A 15,818-nucleotide genomic window follows, 5' to 3' on the forward strand; every position below is an offset into this window, starting at 1 on the left:
ATTGTACGGTTTATTTCGGGAAATATGCTGTTTTATTTTCATTAGACTAGAATCATGCTAAAATATGTACGTACAACTATTTGAACCATAACGTTTCTATAGATGAGTAATCATGAAAGAAGTGGATTGCGTGAAGCCAAAATACCAAGTCATTATTGATGATATAAAGAGCCATATCCTTTCGGGGACATATAACGTGGGAGAACAGATTCCAACAGAGTCTGCTCTGCAGGAGAGCTACAATGTGAGCCGCCAGACGGTACGGAAGGCCATTTTGGAGCTATCGAATGAAGGCTTTTTGAGAAGCGAGAAGGGATCTGGCACCTATGTCAGCAACCAATACCGCTCCAGATCCGGCGGAACAACGATGAAGAAAACGATTGGTGTCATCACGACATACATCTCTGATTACATCTTCCCCTCGATCATTCGCGGTATTGAAAGCCGACTGAACGAGGATAATTATTCACTGCTGTTAGCCAGCACCAATAATGATGTCGCCCAAGAGAAAAAAGCGCTGGAGATGATGCTCTCCTATGGGGTCGATGGTCTGATTGTGGAGCCGACCAAGAGCAATCTGTACAATCCCAACATCGCGTACTACCTGTCATTTAAGGAGCAGGATGTACCGTTCACGATGATCAATGCCTTTTACGAAGAGCTGGAGGTTCCCTTCTTCTGTCTGGATGACGTACAGTCCAGCTATCTGGCCACCCGGGAATTAATCGCCAAAGGACATACCCAGATTGGGCTTATTGCGAAAATGGATGATTTGCAAGGAAAGTACCGGATGAAGGGGTATATCAAAGCATTGGGCGAAGCCAAGTTACGGTTCCATCCCGAGCAGGTGCTTTCGTTCGATACAGCCTCGAAACCGGATCTGTCCGCTAATCTGGAAACGTTTCTGAACGATAACAGGGAAGCTCTAACCGCCATCGTAAGTTACAACGACGAGGTGGGGCTGGAAGTGGTGCATGCCTGCCGAAGACTGGGCATATCCATTCCGGATGAGTTATCCATTATTGGACAGGACAATTCGTATATTGCCAAGAACGCCAACATTAAACTCACCACGCTAACCCATCCCCAGGAGCAAATGGGCCGCGACGCTGCGGACTGGGTCATTAAGAAGCTGCAAGGCAAAAAGGATCTGCCCAACAACACCTATTACCAGCCTGTCCTGGTGGAGGGTGAGACAGTGAAGGAGATTGAAGTAGAATAAGGGAAGAATTGGTTTAAACCATCCCGTTCACTCATAGATATTCTTTCCTCCACCACTGGATATAGGTGGCACTCAAGGTTTTCCAAATGCACAAAAAGGCCGTCGAATTCATCGACAGCCTTTTTTGCTTATAAGTTCTCGCTTTATTACTACCATATCTTGTTTAAATTCTTAATTATCAAAGAACTGCTCTTTATCGTTTCCGGTAATAGTGATATCAGTATTCGAACTATTGGATACAAGTTTGAATTGACTCTCATTTACTTGCTCAGCTGTGACAGAAACTGATGCAGACTGCAATTGATTATTTAGATAGGTTACCAGGTTACTCATGTCGGTAAATTTTTGACGCAATACAATAGACGCCTGATTCACACCATCACTAACAACAAACGTGCGATTTTTGGTGCTATCTTCGTCTGTGCCCGTCCAATGATTATTTTGAAAGAAAAACGACCAGTCGTTCCCACCTAGTGTTATAGCAGCCGAGGATCCAGTCTTAAATGTAGATATAAAGAATGTGTCTTCAAATCCATACCCACCTACTGTCCGATCCCCTAAATTAATTCCATGCGCATTGCAGTAGTCCTGAATGAAACTATCAATTGCCGATCCAACTACCTGTCCGGTAGAGAAACCATTCAAAGGAATATCCCAGGTGAGGTCGACAGGTATTGTAATATTCCCATCACTAATTGTGAAATGTTTAGGGTTAGTTTTGAAATCTGTTGAGATAATTTTGTTACTTTCTTCCCTAGCTTGAGTCGCATAGACATTGGTAAAATCGAAATTTGTAATTTCTTTACTGAGGATAGACTTAGGTTCAGCAACCTCAGCTTGAACAGTAATTACAAACTCCTTATTAGTCGACTTAGATCCTGAGATAATGGTGGCTACGAGCACAATGTTCGTATCAGCTGTTAAACCGGCACGGATAATGTCACCATTTAAAACATCAATAATAGATGACTGCGTTGGATCTTTTAATGACCAAGTAACATTAGCTCCATCCTGATTGTTTGGTAATAAGACTGAAACATCGACTCCATTATACGTTACTTTCAAATTCTCTATAGCTAGTGCAATTACTTGCCAATCAGCAATTGCTGCTTCCGCTTCTGTCAAACGTGTGATATCTCCTACCAACGCTTTTTGAGTTGCAGTGAGTGACTCATACTTAGTTCGGGCTTCTTCCACCTCTGCTTTGTCAGCAAGCTCTACGTTCTCTTTTACAGGTAAGCCCTCGATTGCTGCCTTCACCAGATTGGCGGCTTCTAGATCTGCTGCGGCTTGGATTTCCAATTGAGCAATTGCTGCTTCCGCTTCTGTCAAACGCGTGATATCTCCTACCAGTGCTTTTTGAGTTGCAGTGAGTGCCTCATACTTTGTGCGCGCTTCTTCCACAGCTGTTTTGTCTGTCAGCACTACGTCCTCTTTCACAGGCAAGCCCTCGATTGCTGCCTTCACCAGATTGGCGGCTTCCAAATCTGCTGCGGCTTGGGCTTCCAATTCCACAATCGCTGCTTCCGCTTCTGTCAATCGCGTGATATCTCCTACCAGCGCTTTTTGAGTCGCAGTTAGCGCCTCATACTTTGTGCGCGCTTGATCCACAGCTGTTTTGTCTGTCAGCACTACGTCCTCTTTCACAGGCAAGCCTTCAATTGCTACCTTCACTAGATTGGCGGCCTCTAGATCTGCTGCGGCTTGGGCTTCCAATTCCACAATCGCTGCTTCCGCTTCTGTCAATCGCGTGATATCTCCTACCAGCGCCTTTTGAGTCGCAGTTAGCGCCTCATACTTTGTGCGCGCTTGATCCACATCTGTTTTGTCAGCAAGCTCTACTTCCTCTTTTACAGGTAATCCTTCAATTGCTACCTTCACTAGATTGGCAGCCTCTAGATCTGCTGCGGCTTGGGCTTCCAATTCCACAATTGCTGCTTCCGCTTCTGTCAATCGTGTGATATCTCCTACCAGCGCTTTTTGAGTCGCAGTTAGTGCCTCATACTTTGTTCGGGCTTCTTCCACGGCTGCTTTGTCAGCAAGCTCTACGTCCTCTTTTACAGGTAGGCCTTCAATTGCTGCCTTCACCCGATTGGCAGTTTCCAGATCAGCGGCTGCTTGGGCTTCCAATTCAGCAATTGCTGCTTCCGCTTCTGTCAAACGCGTGATATCTCCTACCATCGTCTTTTGAGCCGTAGTTAACGCCCCATACTCTGTGCGCGCTTTTTCCACAGCTGTTTTGTCGGTCAGCATTACATCACCTTTTGCTGGCAAGGCTGCGATTGCTGCTTTTACCAGATTGGCGATTTCCAAATCTCCATTATTTGAGGAATTCCCTCCTGTACCTGTCGAAGGTGTACCACCAGTAGAAGGTGTTGGGACTGGTATTGGAGTTGGTGTTTGCGGTATTGGAGTAGGCGGGGGTGTCACAGACGGCTTTTGTTCATCAATCTTAGTCTTTTCATTTAGAAACTTATATGCGACCAGAGCTACTTCCTGACGACTTGCTTGATTATAAGGTTTAAACGTACCATCCGGATTCCCCTTCATTAGTTCCAATTCGACAGCAGCACCAACTGCATCTTTAGCCCAGTCAGAAATTGAATTGACATCCGAAAACGCTAGATTTTGACCCTTTCCTGCACTATTAACTCCTAGTGCGTTCACAAAGATGACAGCCATTTGCTCACGGGTAAGATTTTGATTGATACCAAAAACTCCATTACCCATACCTTTAATTAGACCAGCTTTGACAGCGGCCTCTATAGCAGAGAATGCATAGTTGTTTTGAGGAACATCTTTAAAGGAAGGTGATTGTGGAGGGTTGTCGGTATCCAGATTCAATGCTCTTACCAGCAGGATAGCGAAGTCCTGTCGCTTTATATTACTCGTTGGATTAAATTTACCATCACCAGTGCCATAAATAATCCCTTTTTGGACAAGTTCATTAATCTCTTCCTTGGCATAGCTGCTTGAAATATCGCTCAAAGTTACCGAAGCCGAGGCATGTGGTACCATGGCGCTAAGGATAGCGACTGTAGATAGGATTGATAAGGATTTTGCTTTAAAATTCTTTTTCATCTGTTCCCCTTAAATGATTTAGTTTTTGAATAATTCATCCTTTTTCTGCTGATGTATACATCTCTCAAATTACTTTATGTAATAGTTACAATCCTCCTCAGTACTGCCAGCACTACCATCCACAAATACATCTGACATATACTCCTATCAAGTACACTACCTAAGCTTGTCTGATTCACAATTGGTCACGCCGCAGACAACTATAATGCCGATTTCACATTCAAGAATCACATTTCATCCTTGATTTGTGTTTTTATTCTACTCACTCGAGATATGTTAGTCAATCAAGAAAAATCTATAAAATTACTATGATCTCAAGAAGACCTAGAGAGGACAAAAGGGGCGCAATACGATGTTAATAAAAGTAGGTGCTGTCCCTCTGTTACAAGACATCGCCTACATCCACCAAACCTTTTTACGCCATATTTGTCATTAATTTTTCCATTATTGATAACGTACCATTTAGCGTAAATATGCTACGTAAGAATACTTAGTCTACACTTTGAGTTCTCATTTGCAGGCAAGAAGCGAACAGTGACTGTTGTGCGTCTCCCTTGGAACTATGATAACGAATTTCTCCGCCAAACTTTTCTACAATATTAAAGCAAATCATTAACCCCAGCCCTGTTCCATTACTATTTAGCGAATAAAGTGGAGGGTGAGACGGTGAAGGAGATTGAAGTAGAATAAGGTATATCCATAGAAAAAGGCTGCCATCATGGCAGCCTTTAACGTTTTTATGTTTTACCTATCCTGCAATCGCTAGAAGAACCCTAACCTAGGGAAATCCTCGGCAGCATTCTTCCCATTATCTTGTTATACCGTTCCAAAATGTCATCTCATCAATCGGAAGACGTGTGGTTGGATGCCCCGGTTGTGATGCTTTACCGATGGCTATGAGTATAGTTGGCACATACTGATTGGGGATATCAAATGCCTGGGTGAATTTCTCCTTGTCATACCCAGCCATGGCAACGGTATCGTAACCGCGTGCGCGTGCGGCTAGCATGAGCTGCATCGATACAAGACCACAATCGAATATTACACCATCCTTAATATATTGAGGATCCATGGATGCCAGCATTCCCTTCATATTGGTAACCAGTGTTTCCTTGACTTCTTGGGTCATGTAACCAGCTTCTACGGAAGCGTCATAAACAGAGTCCACCTGTCTAATGTACTCCAGGTCACCAAGCACCGCGATGACAGCCGAGGCATTCACCACTTGCTGTTGGTTATTCGCAATGGGAAGCAGCTGTTCCTTCAAAGCCTGATCATTGAAGACAATGAATTTCCATGGCTGCATATTTGCACCTGACGGAGCAAGAGTAGCTTCAGTCAAAATATCTTTCAGTTCCTGCTCGGAAATATTGAAGGCAGGATCGTAATGCCGTACTGAACGTCTTTCTTTGACAACACCCATGAAACTTTGCTCTTGTTTTGTGCTCTCCATTCCGTTTAGCCTCCCATATATATACTGTGTATTATTTAGCACAGTTAAGAACAAAAAATAAACCACTTAACTGTGCTAATATAAGCACAGTATATATGCGGAATAGATCGTTGTCAATTATTCCGTTACGGGGTTCATTTTATTGGCCATATCGGCAATTGTGTATTTTTGTAAAATATTCAGAACACTATTGTTAATTTCAGCCGATATATCGCTGAACATATCATGCATCTGTAAGCCGAATGCGTGCTCACCTGTAGATTCAAGCATACCTTCGCATAGAGATACATCGGTCTGGAGTGCCTGATATATATCAGCCAGCGTGACTGACTCCGGCGTTGCCTTCATCCGGTATCCCCCATCGCGACCTTCCCGGACTTCAAGAATATTTTCCTGAGCCAGCTTCGCCAATATCCGGCGGATCAACGTCGCTTCCGAACACAAGTGATCAGCAATATTGGTGCTTGGATAGCGATTTGGACTATCTGACATGAACACAAGAGCCTGCAGAGCCAAGCCGAATGCCTTGCTGTTGGATGGACAGGTATGTTTGGCCTTTTTCATTATACAGTGCTCCCTTCTTCGTGATGTAATGTGTGCATTATAACAAACCCTTAAGTCCCATTCAACAAGAGGAAGAGGAACCGTTCTATGATAGCTGTTTACTTGTCATTTACAGCTAAGAAGCGAACAATAACTGTTGTTCCACGTCCCTTGGAGCTTTGATAATGAATTCCTCCACCATACTTTTCTACAATATTAAAACAGATCATCAACCCCAGCCCTGTTCCATTACTTTTTAACGAATAAAAAGGAGTGCCTAGTGACTTCACCTCATCTTCTGACATTCCGCTTCCTTGATCAATAATTCTTATCTCAATATATTGACGATTTCTCCTTGCTGTGACAGAGACAGACATGCCTGCCTCCGATGCTTCCACTGCATTTTTGATTAAATTCATAAGCAGCTGCTTGAACTCAATCGTATTAATGAGAATCGTACAGTCTTCCTCAACATCTATATCAATATGATTATCCGATAGCATTGCATATGAACTTAGCAGACTTGTAACACTATGAAGGACATCCTTCACATCGACTCTCTCCGGTTTCAAATCTCCGTTGGGCTTGGAGAGGGTTAGGAATTGAGAAGTGATGTGTTCAACCGTATTCAGTTCATCGATCATTAATTTAAACTTGCTCTTGTCCGAAACGTCAAAAGCGGGATCTTGCTGATATAACTGCAAAAAACCTCGAACAACAGTAACCGGATTCCTAATTTCATGCGCCACAGCAGCGGTCAGATTAGCGATCATCTTCAAGCGCTCTGCTTGTTGTACCTGCTCATAATAGAGCTGCTGCTTTTTCATCCGACTGAAGGATAAATGAAATATGAGAAACAGTAACACTTGGCTGGCTATGATATTGATTAAATTGCCTACAAGATCGTAATGTACATATGTATACACCTGTCCCTGGTCAATTAGAGTAATGTAAACGAAAGTGATCAGGATCAGTATTCCATTTAAAACTATGGAGAAGTAAAACAATTTCATATCAAAAAACAAAATGGCAAGAGAAGGAATTAGGCATATCAGAATATAGGTGGTCCAGGTATCCGGGTACAAAAAGAAAAGAGTATAGAAATAAGCGAACCCCATCATAATGATGATCTTTCTAAAAAAGTAAGTTTCATGCCTCGGATAGACCAGCAAACACACCGATATAATTGCTACACACGCAAAATGGATACCATAGCCTATCGTAATGCCCTTTAGCTCGGACCTCGATAGGATAAGTCCCCACACCATAAGCACAATGATCGTTAACATGGATATATAATATGTTCTTCGGTTTACCTGACTGTATAATTCTTTCATGAACCCACCATTTCACAATTCAAATTTAATATCTTCGAATATCTTCAACACGATATAGCCTTGTGCGCGGGCAAACCTAAAGGCACCCGCCTGGATGCCCTATACTACATTTCATTGTATCTTATTTGACTAACGACTTAATATAAAATTATGTTGATTTACGTAAAATGCAATATAGCCGTACGGTCTACAAGCCCGTACGGCTAAACTAAAGTTTATGCTACTATCGTAATCCTGATAGATTAGTTTAATTGGATGTTGATTTTGAGTATAAATAGAGATCACTCGCTGCTTCTTCTGCGCCTTTATCTTGACTAAGGATTCCTTCATACGTGAAACCAAGCTTTTGCAAGAGCTTTATGGAATTCCGGTTTTCAGGTTCTACCTTTGCTTCGATTCGTTTCAGCTTCCATGATGAGAGAGCATACTCGACCAAACTTGAAACTGCCTCTGAAGCATAACCTTTTCCCCAGTACGATTTGGCTAGGTCATAACCAATTTCCGCTGTTCCATTTACAAAATTGAAGGCATTATACCCACATGATCCTATAATTTCGCCCGATTCTTTGTGTATGATGGAGAAACGAATAGCCTTATTGTCCTGTGATAGATCATCCAGAAGCTGAATCATTTCTATTGCTTGATTTTCAGCCGTGAAACAACGAACATTCATAAATTGAGTAACCTCCGGATCAGACCAGATTTTAAATAAACCCGGTGAATCTGATACCTGCATTTTCCTCAGCTGCAGACGCTCTGTCTGTAATTCTGTAATCAATACTTTCACCTCCATTGTTTTTTGATAGGGTAGGTTCAAGATATTGATATCTGCGCATAGTTCAGTCCCTTCCATGTTGAATTCATTTTATTATACCATGCAAATTGGACAACCTAGAACCGGACGGAGTCCTACGCCGAACCTCGTTGAATACGCGAGTTGAACGAGCATTATCCTAAATACAGGTATAAGTAACCTCAACGCTTTCGCGCGACCACAGCCAGCCTTCCATTTTCAGTCGAGTACTCGCACGTGGACAGCACAACAAGCTTATCGCCATGCTGGGCTGTTACACCTGTATCATAAAGCGCAAGCTTCTTAATATTCTGTACATAGGAATCGAACTCGGCGGCCGTATTGATCTCCCCAATCTGGTAGTATTTAAAAACGTCATCCGATTTCAGGTAGACCTCTGACAGAATAACGGCAACAATCTCATACTCTTCTTTCTCGTAAAGTGTGCTGAATTGGAATGTGGCATGCTCCTTATAGAAGCTCTCGTTCTTATATTTCATCAAGTCTTTGAACATCCAGCCGCTTTTCATATGGTGTCCATGAATCAGCAAAATGTTCGAAGTGTCAGCCTGACTATCCTTATCCAAAAAAGGAAGCCCACCTGTATTATCCCTTTTATCAAAATCATGATTGAGATAGTACTCGGCATCCTGTGGATTCTGCATGACCGGATACTCAATCCGGGTGCCGTCCATTTTCAGCCAGCCAATAATGTCCGAGTTCCTCTCGTAAAGATTCCGGAATTCGGGAAGCATGACCTGCTTATTCGCCTTATTGGACAAAAAGGAGGGGACTGTATCCCCTCCTTCTTGGTTTGATCCTTCCTCCCAAACCTCTGTCAGCTCTTCAATTTTCTGTTGCTCCGTATAATCCCGCAAAAAAATTCTTGTCATACTGACGAGAGAAAACACCAACAAAAGGGAGGAAACGGCGATAAGCATTTTTTTGGTTTTGCTCATTCCTTTCTTACCGCCTTTCCAATCTACTACATGTGCGTTTTCTTCTTATTACCGAGTAGACAGAGTCCGATTGTCACCAAAGACATCAGCGCCAGAACCATATACCACATTGGTGAAACACTGTTGTCTCCTGTTTTTGGAGCCTCGTCCAGCTCGTCACCAACATTGCTGCTTTCGATGCTGTTGTTATCGGCTTCGTTGCTACTGTTGTCGGTTACGATGTTGCCGTTGTCGGTTTCGCTGCTACCGTTGTCGGTCTCGCTACTACCATTGTCGGTTTCACTGCTACCATTGTCGGTCTCATTGCCACCGTTGTCGGTCTCGCTGCTACCATTGTCGGTCTCATTGCTACCGTTGTCGGTCTCGCTGCTACCGTTGTCGGTTTCACCGCTACCATTATTATTGTTTTCGTTACTGCCATTGTCTGTACCACTGTTACCGCTGTTGCCCGTTCCACTGTTCCCATTCCCAGCGTTACCACCGGTGCCGCCACCGGAACGGATCGGTTTCATTGGGACATCGTATTTTACAATGTCAAAATCAACAGAAATGGTGCCGCTTCTGTGCGTTTCATATCCATCCTTGGTTACGATCAGGTAATAATCTGCTTCAGGGAACACCATGTACGCGTAGAAGCCGTTGGCATCACTCATCTGCTCTGGGCTCGCGTTGTCATGAGGCGGAAAATTAGGAACCGGAGGAAGTGTAACTTTTGTGCCCGGAATGCGGCCGTTATCTCGATTACGCTGCGTATCGGCATAGTAGAGAGTAACTTTGGCTCCTTCAATTTTCTTGCCTGTGGTGGCATCTCCTGTCGTTTCGTCATAAACCGTACCGTAAGGATCGACCAATGCCTCGGATATATTCAGCTCCCCGTTCGCTTTCACGTTCAGCTGTGTCACTTTGAAGAGCAGTTCCTCCCCCGTCTCAGCCTTATAGCGAACTTCCATGGTATACTTCTGCTCGCTCAGCCCCTCCACAGAGAAGGTACCGTTCGAAGCCATAGGAAACGCCTTGGGATGACCGTTCTCCTCAACATACTTGCCGTCCATATCCTTCAAATAAATGTACATCTGACTGGTTAATGACTCACTGAATAGCTCTGTTGTTCCATCCAACTGCTTAAACAGAATGATCCCTACAGCTGTAATGTCAGCTGGAACGGTCTCGCCCTTCACGCTGCCGTCTACATTGGCTTTCTGTGTGAACTCGACAGGAACATCTTTTCCGCCAACCTGATACCACTTGGTATATGTGATTGTGTAGTCCGTATCCGCTGTGGCCGGAATCGCATATTCACCCTTCTCATTCGTTTCCGTTTGAATCTCCTTGCCGGTCTTCAGGTCCGTTATCGTAATAGGTGCATTTGGAATAACTTCTCCTGTGTTGTTGTTACGCAGAACGCCTTCCAGATATGGGCGAGTATTGATGAAATGCGCTTCGGTCAGTTTTTTGTCTGGAATCGTGCCTGTGTGGATGAAACTTTCAGGATTCGTTACATAACCATCTTCCGTGTAATCATCCTGGGTCACCTTATACTCGAGATACGTTGGAAGTCCTTGCACAATAAGTGTCTGACCGTCTGTAAGCTCAAAGGTCTCTCCGTTCTTGATTGTGCCGCTGCTTCCGTCTGACTTTTCATAGGTGTAAGCTTCGTTCTCGCCCTCTCCTGTCAGGTTGAGGGTGTACTTGAACAGTTTCTTTTTGTCATCGTCTTTGCCTTTAACTGTATTACTGATGAGCAGGCCGCCCTTCAGCACCCGAATGTTGGTGAATGGGGCTAGTTCATCTTGGCCTTCCATGATTCCGGTATGTTCCCGTTCCTCAGGATTGGTCATGTAGTCATCGGCTGTGTATTCCTTTTGGGTAACTGTGTACTTCAGCCCCTTAGGCAGATCGGAAATATCCAGTGTCTCTCCATGCTTAAGCTTGAAGATATCCAGGGACTTGATCGTACCTGTGCTGCCATCCGACTTCACGTAGGAGTAGCTTCCATCCTTACCCGTACCTTCAAAAATGACTGTGTACTCGAAGTCCTTCGTCTTGTCGCCACCGTTCCCCATGACGGTATTGCTGACTGTCACCTTGTTAACGGTTCGTTCATTGACGAAGTCTGCCTTGTGATCCCCTTTATTCACGATTGTACCGGTCAATTCTCTCGTTTCCGGGTTAGTCGTGTATCCGTCAACGGTTGTATAATCGGCCTCGGTTACGGTATATACCAGACCTGCAGGCAATGCCGAGAGCGTTACAGATTCTCCATGCTTCAGGATAATCTTGTCACCGTTCTTGATCGTGCCAATCGTACTATCAGGCTTCTTATAGGTATACTCTCCGTCCTTACCTTCACCCTCAAAAGTTACGGTATATTCAAAATCCTTGGCAGGATCGCTGCCGTTCCCTTCCACCTTATTGGTGATGGTCAGCTTTCCTTGCGCTGGAGTAGGAACAACCAGCGGATTATCCGAGGTTACTTTCACGCCATCTACCCAGATGGGCTTTCCAGGCGTATTGCCTACATATACCTGATAAATTTTGGTAGTCGGCAACCACGTTGTTGTGTCGATATACGTTTCCTTCAGCTCATAGTATCCTGGATCCGGGAATAACAGATTCAGTTTCCCGCTGCTGTCGGTTGTTCCTTTGGCAACTTGAGTTCCGCTGTCTTTCTTATACAGTGTAAACTCTACACCTTTGAGCGGATTGTTGTCGGGATCCACCTTCCTCAGAGGCAGAAGGGCATTGGAGCTTGAACTTCCGGCAACGTCTGAGTTGTCCAGCGTACTTTCACTTCTGGCACTGACTGTTTTCAGCTTATCATCGCCCATCAGCTTTACTTCGTTGCCCATTTTATCCCCAGCTTTTGCTTTGGAAGGGTCAACCTCTGTTTGATAGACAAACTGGTAGAACTGATTAGGGTCATCCATATTAAAGGTTAGCACCGTTGTGCCGTCGGCACCTGGGACAGCTTCTACCTGAACTTCACTATTCGGGTCGCTAAGATCCAGTGCTTCTCCCTCTCGTTCCAGAGCTCCGCTGGCAGACAGCTTAGCCCGATACACAGCCATGCTAGGTGCTGTTAGCACAAGCTGTCCATTTTCTTCATAGCGCAGATCTATACCTGCACCTATAGTATCCTGCAAATATACACCCTGTGCCATATTGAATGGAGGGGTATAGTTTACTGTCCATTCGAGTACACCTGGAACTGGCTTTGTTACTGACTTGCCCAGGGTTTGAACCGGTACAATCACTTTGCGCTGTTCAGTGAGAACCTTCTCCACACCGCCCCATGTCATATGGAGGTCGGCTTTGTTATACATTACCTGCTTGTCGATGCCGCTGGTGGTATATTCGTCCAAATACTTCTGCAGAGCAGTATTGGAAGGTCTTGCTTTTACCAGAATGACATATGGACTCTCCAACTTGGAGAAAGTAAACGTCCCCTCGTTTCCTTGATGTGAGAAACTGACGACATGAGCACTTGTTCCTGGTTCAATACGTGTTCTGGCATCATTGCGGACACCATATTCTGTACCTGATCCATTGTCGGAAAATCCTTTCCACAGCTCAAACTCCTCATCTTCAGAAAACGGAACGAATTCCCATCCCTCGGGCAGTGTGTCCACCAGCTTGATATTGCTAATGACCCGATTACCGCCTGCCTTAGCCATTTCTTCTGTGTTATATCCAGGCATATTAACCCCTAAACGGAATGTAACCGTCTTGGTTGTCCTGTCATAGGCGGAAATGGTCCATGCTTCATTGTTATCGTTTCGAATATAGCTGCCAATGTTATTCGGGCTTACATTTTCAAGCGTGCCATCTGTCTTCATTGGCTTCGATGCAAAGAGCATATCTTTGTTCAGCATGCGCAGATGAAGATTAACAGAGTAATCTGCCGTTTTTACGGTATCTCCATCAAACAGCAGCGCCCGATTTTGAATCGTTTTCCCGGATTCAATATTCTGTCTGAAGAGAATATCCGGGTTGGTCTCCAGTGAACGGAAGCTGAAAGATGCAGCCTTATCCGTATATCCGGTCACCTTAATCAAATCTGCCACCACTTTACCGTCTACAGTTAAAGGAATGGCCTTTGTCGCAAGTCCAGCTGCAGCTGTTTTTAAGGATCCCTCATGATACTGCTTCCATAGCTGGAACGAGTTAACGTTGGCTTTGATTTTGGCAATGGTTTCTGTGCTCACTTCGCCAGTTACATCCACTGCGTTGTCCAGAACGTTCAAATCACCGCCATGTACCAGCACATCGTATACTACGGCATCTGGCAGGTTATACTGTGGTGCCAGATTGACCGTCCATGTAACGCCGCCCAGGCTATAATCCTCAGTTGAAACGGCGCCTGTTTTGGTAAACGTATGTGCCCCGATGTTGACAATTGCCTCATCCGTCACGGCATTAGGCCTTGTACCGGCTTTGACATCGTTGTTCTGTATGCCACTCGGTGTATCCAGATTCCAGTTGGCACGTGGGTCAATTCTGAAGCTGGAACCGCTTGTGACCTTGCTCTTAATCACTAGTTCTACTTTGCCGTTGATCTCCCCAAAGGAATACATGCTGTTTGCATCCGGTGTAATGGGCTGTACCCCAGATGAAGTATTATCCACCCACGTCTGCCATTCCGCTGATATAAAGTCCAGCCCGGCAGGCAATGCATTCGTAATTGCAAAATCCTTTAACCCTTTTTTGTTATATTGGTTAACTGTGACCTTCCATGTAATAGTTTCATTCGCATGGTCATAGGATGCGCTGGCTTGAATCCAGTCAGGGGCAAAAGAGATCTCCTGACTTGCCTGCACCAGCATGGTGCTGTCCTGTCTCAGTTCCACTTTGCCATGCATATCCCGGTGGCTGCGACCAAGATTGCCTGGCGGATTCCGATACTCATAGTAATAGGCTTCCTTGGGAATCCAGGTTTTATATTCAACCTTGGGATTGAGACCTGTTCCCTCCGGAAATAGATAAGTTAACGAACCATCGGCCTCAACAACTGGAGTTACATCCTGGCCGTTAACTTTGAACGACCCTTCCATATAGATACCAGGCACGTTACCAAAGCCTGTATTATATTTGGCAGGATTCGTATAAAATATTTTTCCGTCCAACGGTAATTGGACTGTTGCATCAAACTGATCAAATGCGGATACCGTTGACTCCCAGGTAATCGCGCCTTCTACCAGCTGTGTAGGTTGGATCCCGCGGTAGCTATACTGATCCCACCTGATCATTCCAGGGGAGCTTAACGTGATGCTGTACGCTGCCGTCACATCCGGGTTAACTAACTCATACGCTCCCCCGAAAATCGTGATAGGCTTCGTATCACCGTAATTCATGCCTGTGATATCCGAATTGGCAGTGGTTTCGAAGCCAAAGGTAACCCCTCGTCCGACACCGTTAAAAAACCAGTCATCACCATCAAACACAATTTTGATGCTATCCGGGGTGAAATACGCAGTACCGAGCTGCTTCACACCCATATCGGTTGTTGCCATTAACGGCTTAGTAGCTGTCGGCAGCACTACTTCGTTGAAGTTGGTATCCCGTCTTAACTCGATGGTATCACCCTGCTGAATGTACTTGGTTGTATCATTCTCATCCGGTGTATTTGCGTAATCCCCTTTAACCGGAACCTTGAGGCCCTCTGATTTGAGGGTAAAAGCCTGCCGGCCCTGGATCGTACCGCCGGGGCTAACAAGCGTTCCCTGCGTCACCTGCAGTGGGAAGGTCACATTTGCATCCATGAACACCACCGTTTTGTCGGTCGAAGCTGCCGTCATCGCCAAGGAATTGTTCGGCATATCGTACACCGCCTCGGTTACTGAAGGCGGTTCGTCCAGACTTGGCGAATCGGTTTCGCTGATAACCGCGGCCCCAGAATCGCTTGGTTCGCTATCCGCATAGGCCGTGACCGAGAATGCCATCGTCTGCAAAACCAGCATCATTGCCAAGAAGCAAGAGAGTATTGCTTTTCCCATGTTGCGCTGTCGTTTCAAGATCCCTTTCTCCTCCATTCCCTAAATTGCCAAAATCCATCAACTGCAGGAGGATCCAGCCTGATCACATTTATCCAAATGAATCTCTTCTATATGTATGATTCTAGTAGACCTTTGCCTCAATGAGATCTTGCGAAGATTCCTCCTGTTCACCCTCATAGATCGATGGCTCGTGAAGATGCACTTTGGTCCGAGTTTCCACTCTTTCTTGTTTAGTTTAAAAAACGAGTCTCTACAAAATCTCAACAAAGACAACTTGAACAAGAACATCTGCCTATTTGAGGATCTACTTGAATAGAAAAGTGATTCATTTGGGATGAATTGAGGGGATTTATGGCTTGAAGGAGTTTATTTCTGGATTGTATTTCTGAAGTGATCTTATCTCTTGAAATTCCTATCCGTTCATATAAAAGCATAAT

The 15,818-nt window shown here is 44.7% G+C and carries 8 protein-coding genes; 1 reads left to right on the forward strand and 7 read right to left on the reverse strand.

From position 1 onward, the window contains the following. The first annotated feature begins 130 nt into the window (after window positions 1-130). Complete coding sequence (locus PIL01S_RS11020; protein WP_127537575.1) at window positions 131-1,222, forward strand: GntR family transcriptional regulator; 1,092 nt, start codon at window positions 131-133, stop codon at window positions 1,220-1,222. 171 nt (window positions 1,223-1,393) lie between these two features. Here the strand turns inward: PIL01S_RS11020 and PIL01S_RS11025 are convergent, their stop codons facing one another. From PIL01S_RS11025 to PIL01S_RS11055, 7 genes are all read right to left on the reverse strand, one after another. Further along, window positions 1,394-4,303 carry an S-layer homology domain-containing protein gene (locus PIL01S_RS11025; RefSeq protein WP_127537576.1) on the reverse strand — a complete coding sequence of 970 codons (2,910 nt, stop codon included), beginning with the start codon at window positions 4,301-4,303 and terminating at the stop codon, window positions 1,394-1,396. Between the two features lie 808 nt (window positions 4,304-5,111). Next, on the reverse strand, window positions 5,112-5,756 hold the full coding sequence (locus PIL01S_RS11030; RefSeq protein WP_127537577.1) for a nitroreductase family protein: 645 nt from the start codon (window positions 5,754-5,756) through the stop codon (window positions 5,112-5,114). Between the two features lie 117 nt (window positions 5,757-5,873). Next, window positions 5,874-6,320 carry an RrF2 family transcriptional regulator gene (locus PIL01S_RS11035; protein ID WP_127537578.1) on the reverse strand — a complete coding sequence of 149 codons (447 nt, stop codon included), beginning with the start codon at window positions 6,318-6,320 and terminating at the stop codon, window positions 5,874-5,876. Window positions 6,321-6,418: 98 nt separating this feature from the next. Beyond that, entirely contained in the window at window positions 6,419-7,072 is a 654-nt protein-coding gene (locus tag PIL01S_RS29830) for a sensor histidine kinase (RefSeq protein ID WP_246058169.1), read from the reverse strand. An 811-nt stretch (window positions 7,073-7,883) separates the two neighbouring features. Beyond that, complete coding sequence (locus PIL01S_RS11045; RefSeq protein WP_127537580.1) at window positions 7,884-8,414, reverse strand: GNAT family N-acetyltransferase; 531 nt, start codon at window positions 8,412-8,414, stop codon at window positions 7,884-7,886. A gap of 197 nt (window positions 8,415-8,611) precedes the next feature. Beyond that, a complete protein-coding gene (gene srtB, locus PIL01S_RS11050; RefSeq protein WP_127537581.1) occupies window positions 8,612-9,388 on the reverse strand; it encodes a class B sortase in 777 nt (258 codons plus the stop codon). A gap of 26 nt (window positions 9,389-9,414) precedes the next feature. Continuing rightward, on the reverse strand, window positions 9,415-15,399 hold the full coding sequence (locus PIL01S_RS11055; RefSeq protein WP_127537582.1) for a DUF7601 domain-containing protein: 5,985 nt from the start codon (window positions 15,397-15,399) through the stop codon (window positions 9,415-9,417). Window positions 15,400-15,818 lie beyond the last annotated feature (419 nt).

The sequence above is a fragment of the Paenibacillus illinoisensis NBRC 15959 genome (assembly GCF_004000925.1).
GTDB classification, from domain to species: domain Bacteria; phylum Bacillota; class Bacilli; order Paenibacillales; family Paenibacillaceae; genus Paenibacillus; species Paenibacillus illinoisensis.

Excerpts from the sequence above, each read along its gene's own strand:
- PIL01S_RS11025 (WP_127537576.1), bottom strand. The coding sequence starts at position 4,303 with ATGAAAAAGAATTTTAAAGCAAAATCCTTATCAATCCTATCTACAGTC.
- PIL01S_RS11030 (WP_127537577.1), bottom strand. The coding sequence starts at position 5,756 with ATGGAGAGCACAAAACAAGAGCAAAGTTTCATGGGTGTTGTCAAAGAA.
- PIL01S_RS11035 (WP_127537578.1), bottom strand. The coding sequence starts at position 6,320 with ATGAAAAAGGCCAAACATACCTGTCCATCCAACAGCAAGGCATTCGGC.
- PIL01S_RS29830 (WP_246058169.1), bottom strand. The coding sequence starts at position 7,072 with ATGATCGCTAATCTGACCGCTGCTGTGGCGCATGAAATTAGGAATCCG.
- srtB (WP_127537581.1), bottom strand. The coding sequence starts at position 9,388 with ATGAGCAAAACCAAAAAAATGCTTATCGCCGTTTCCTCCCTTTTGTTG.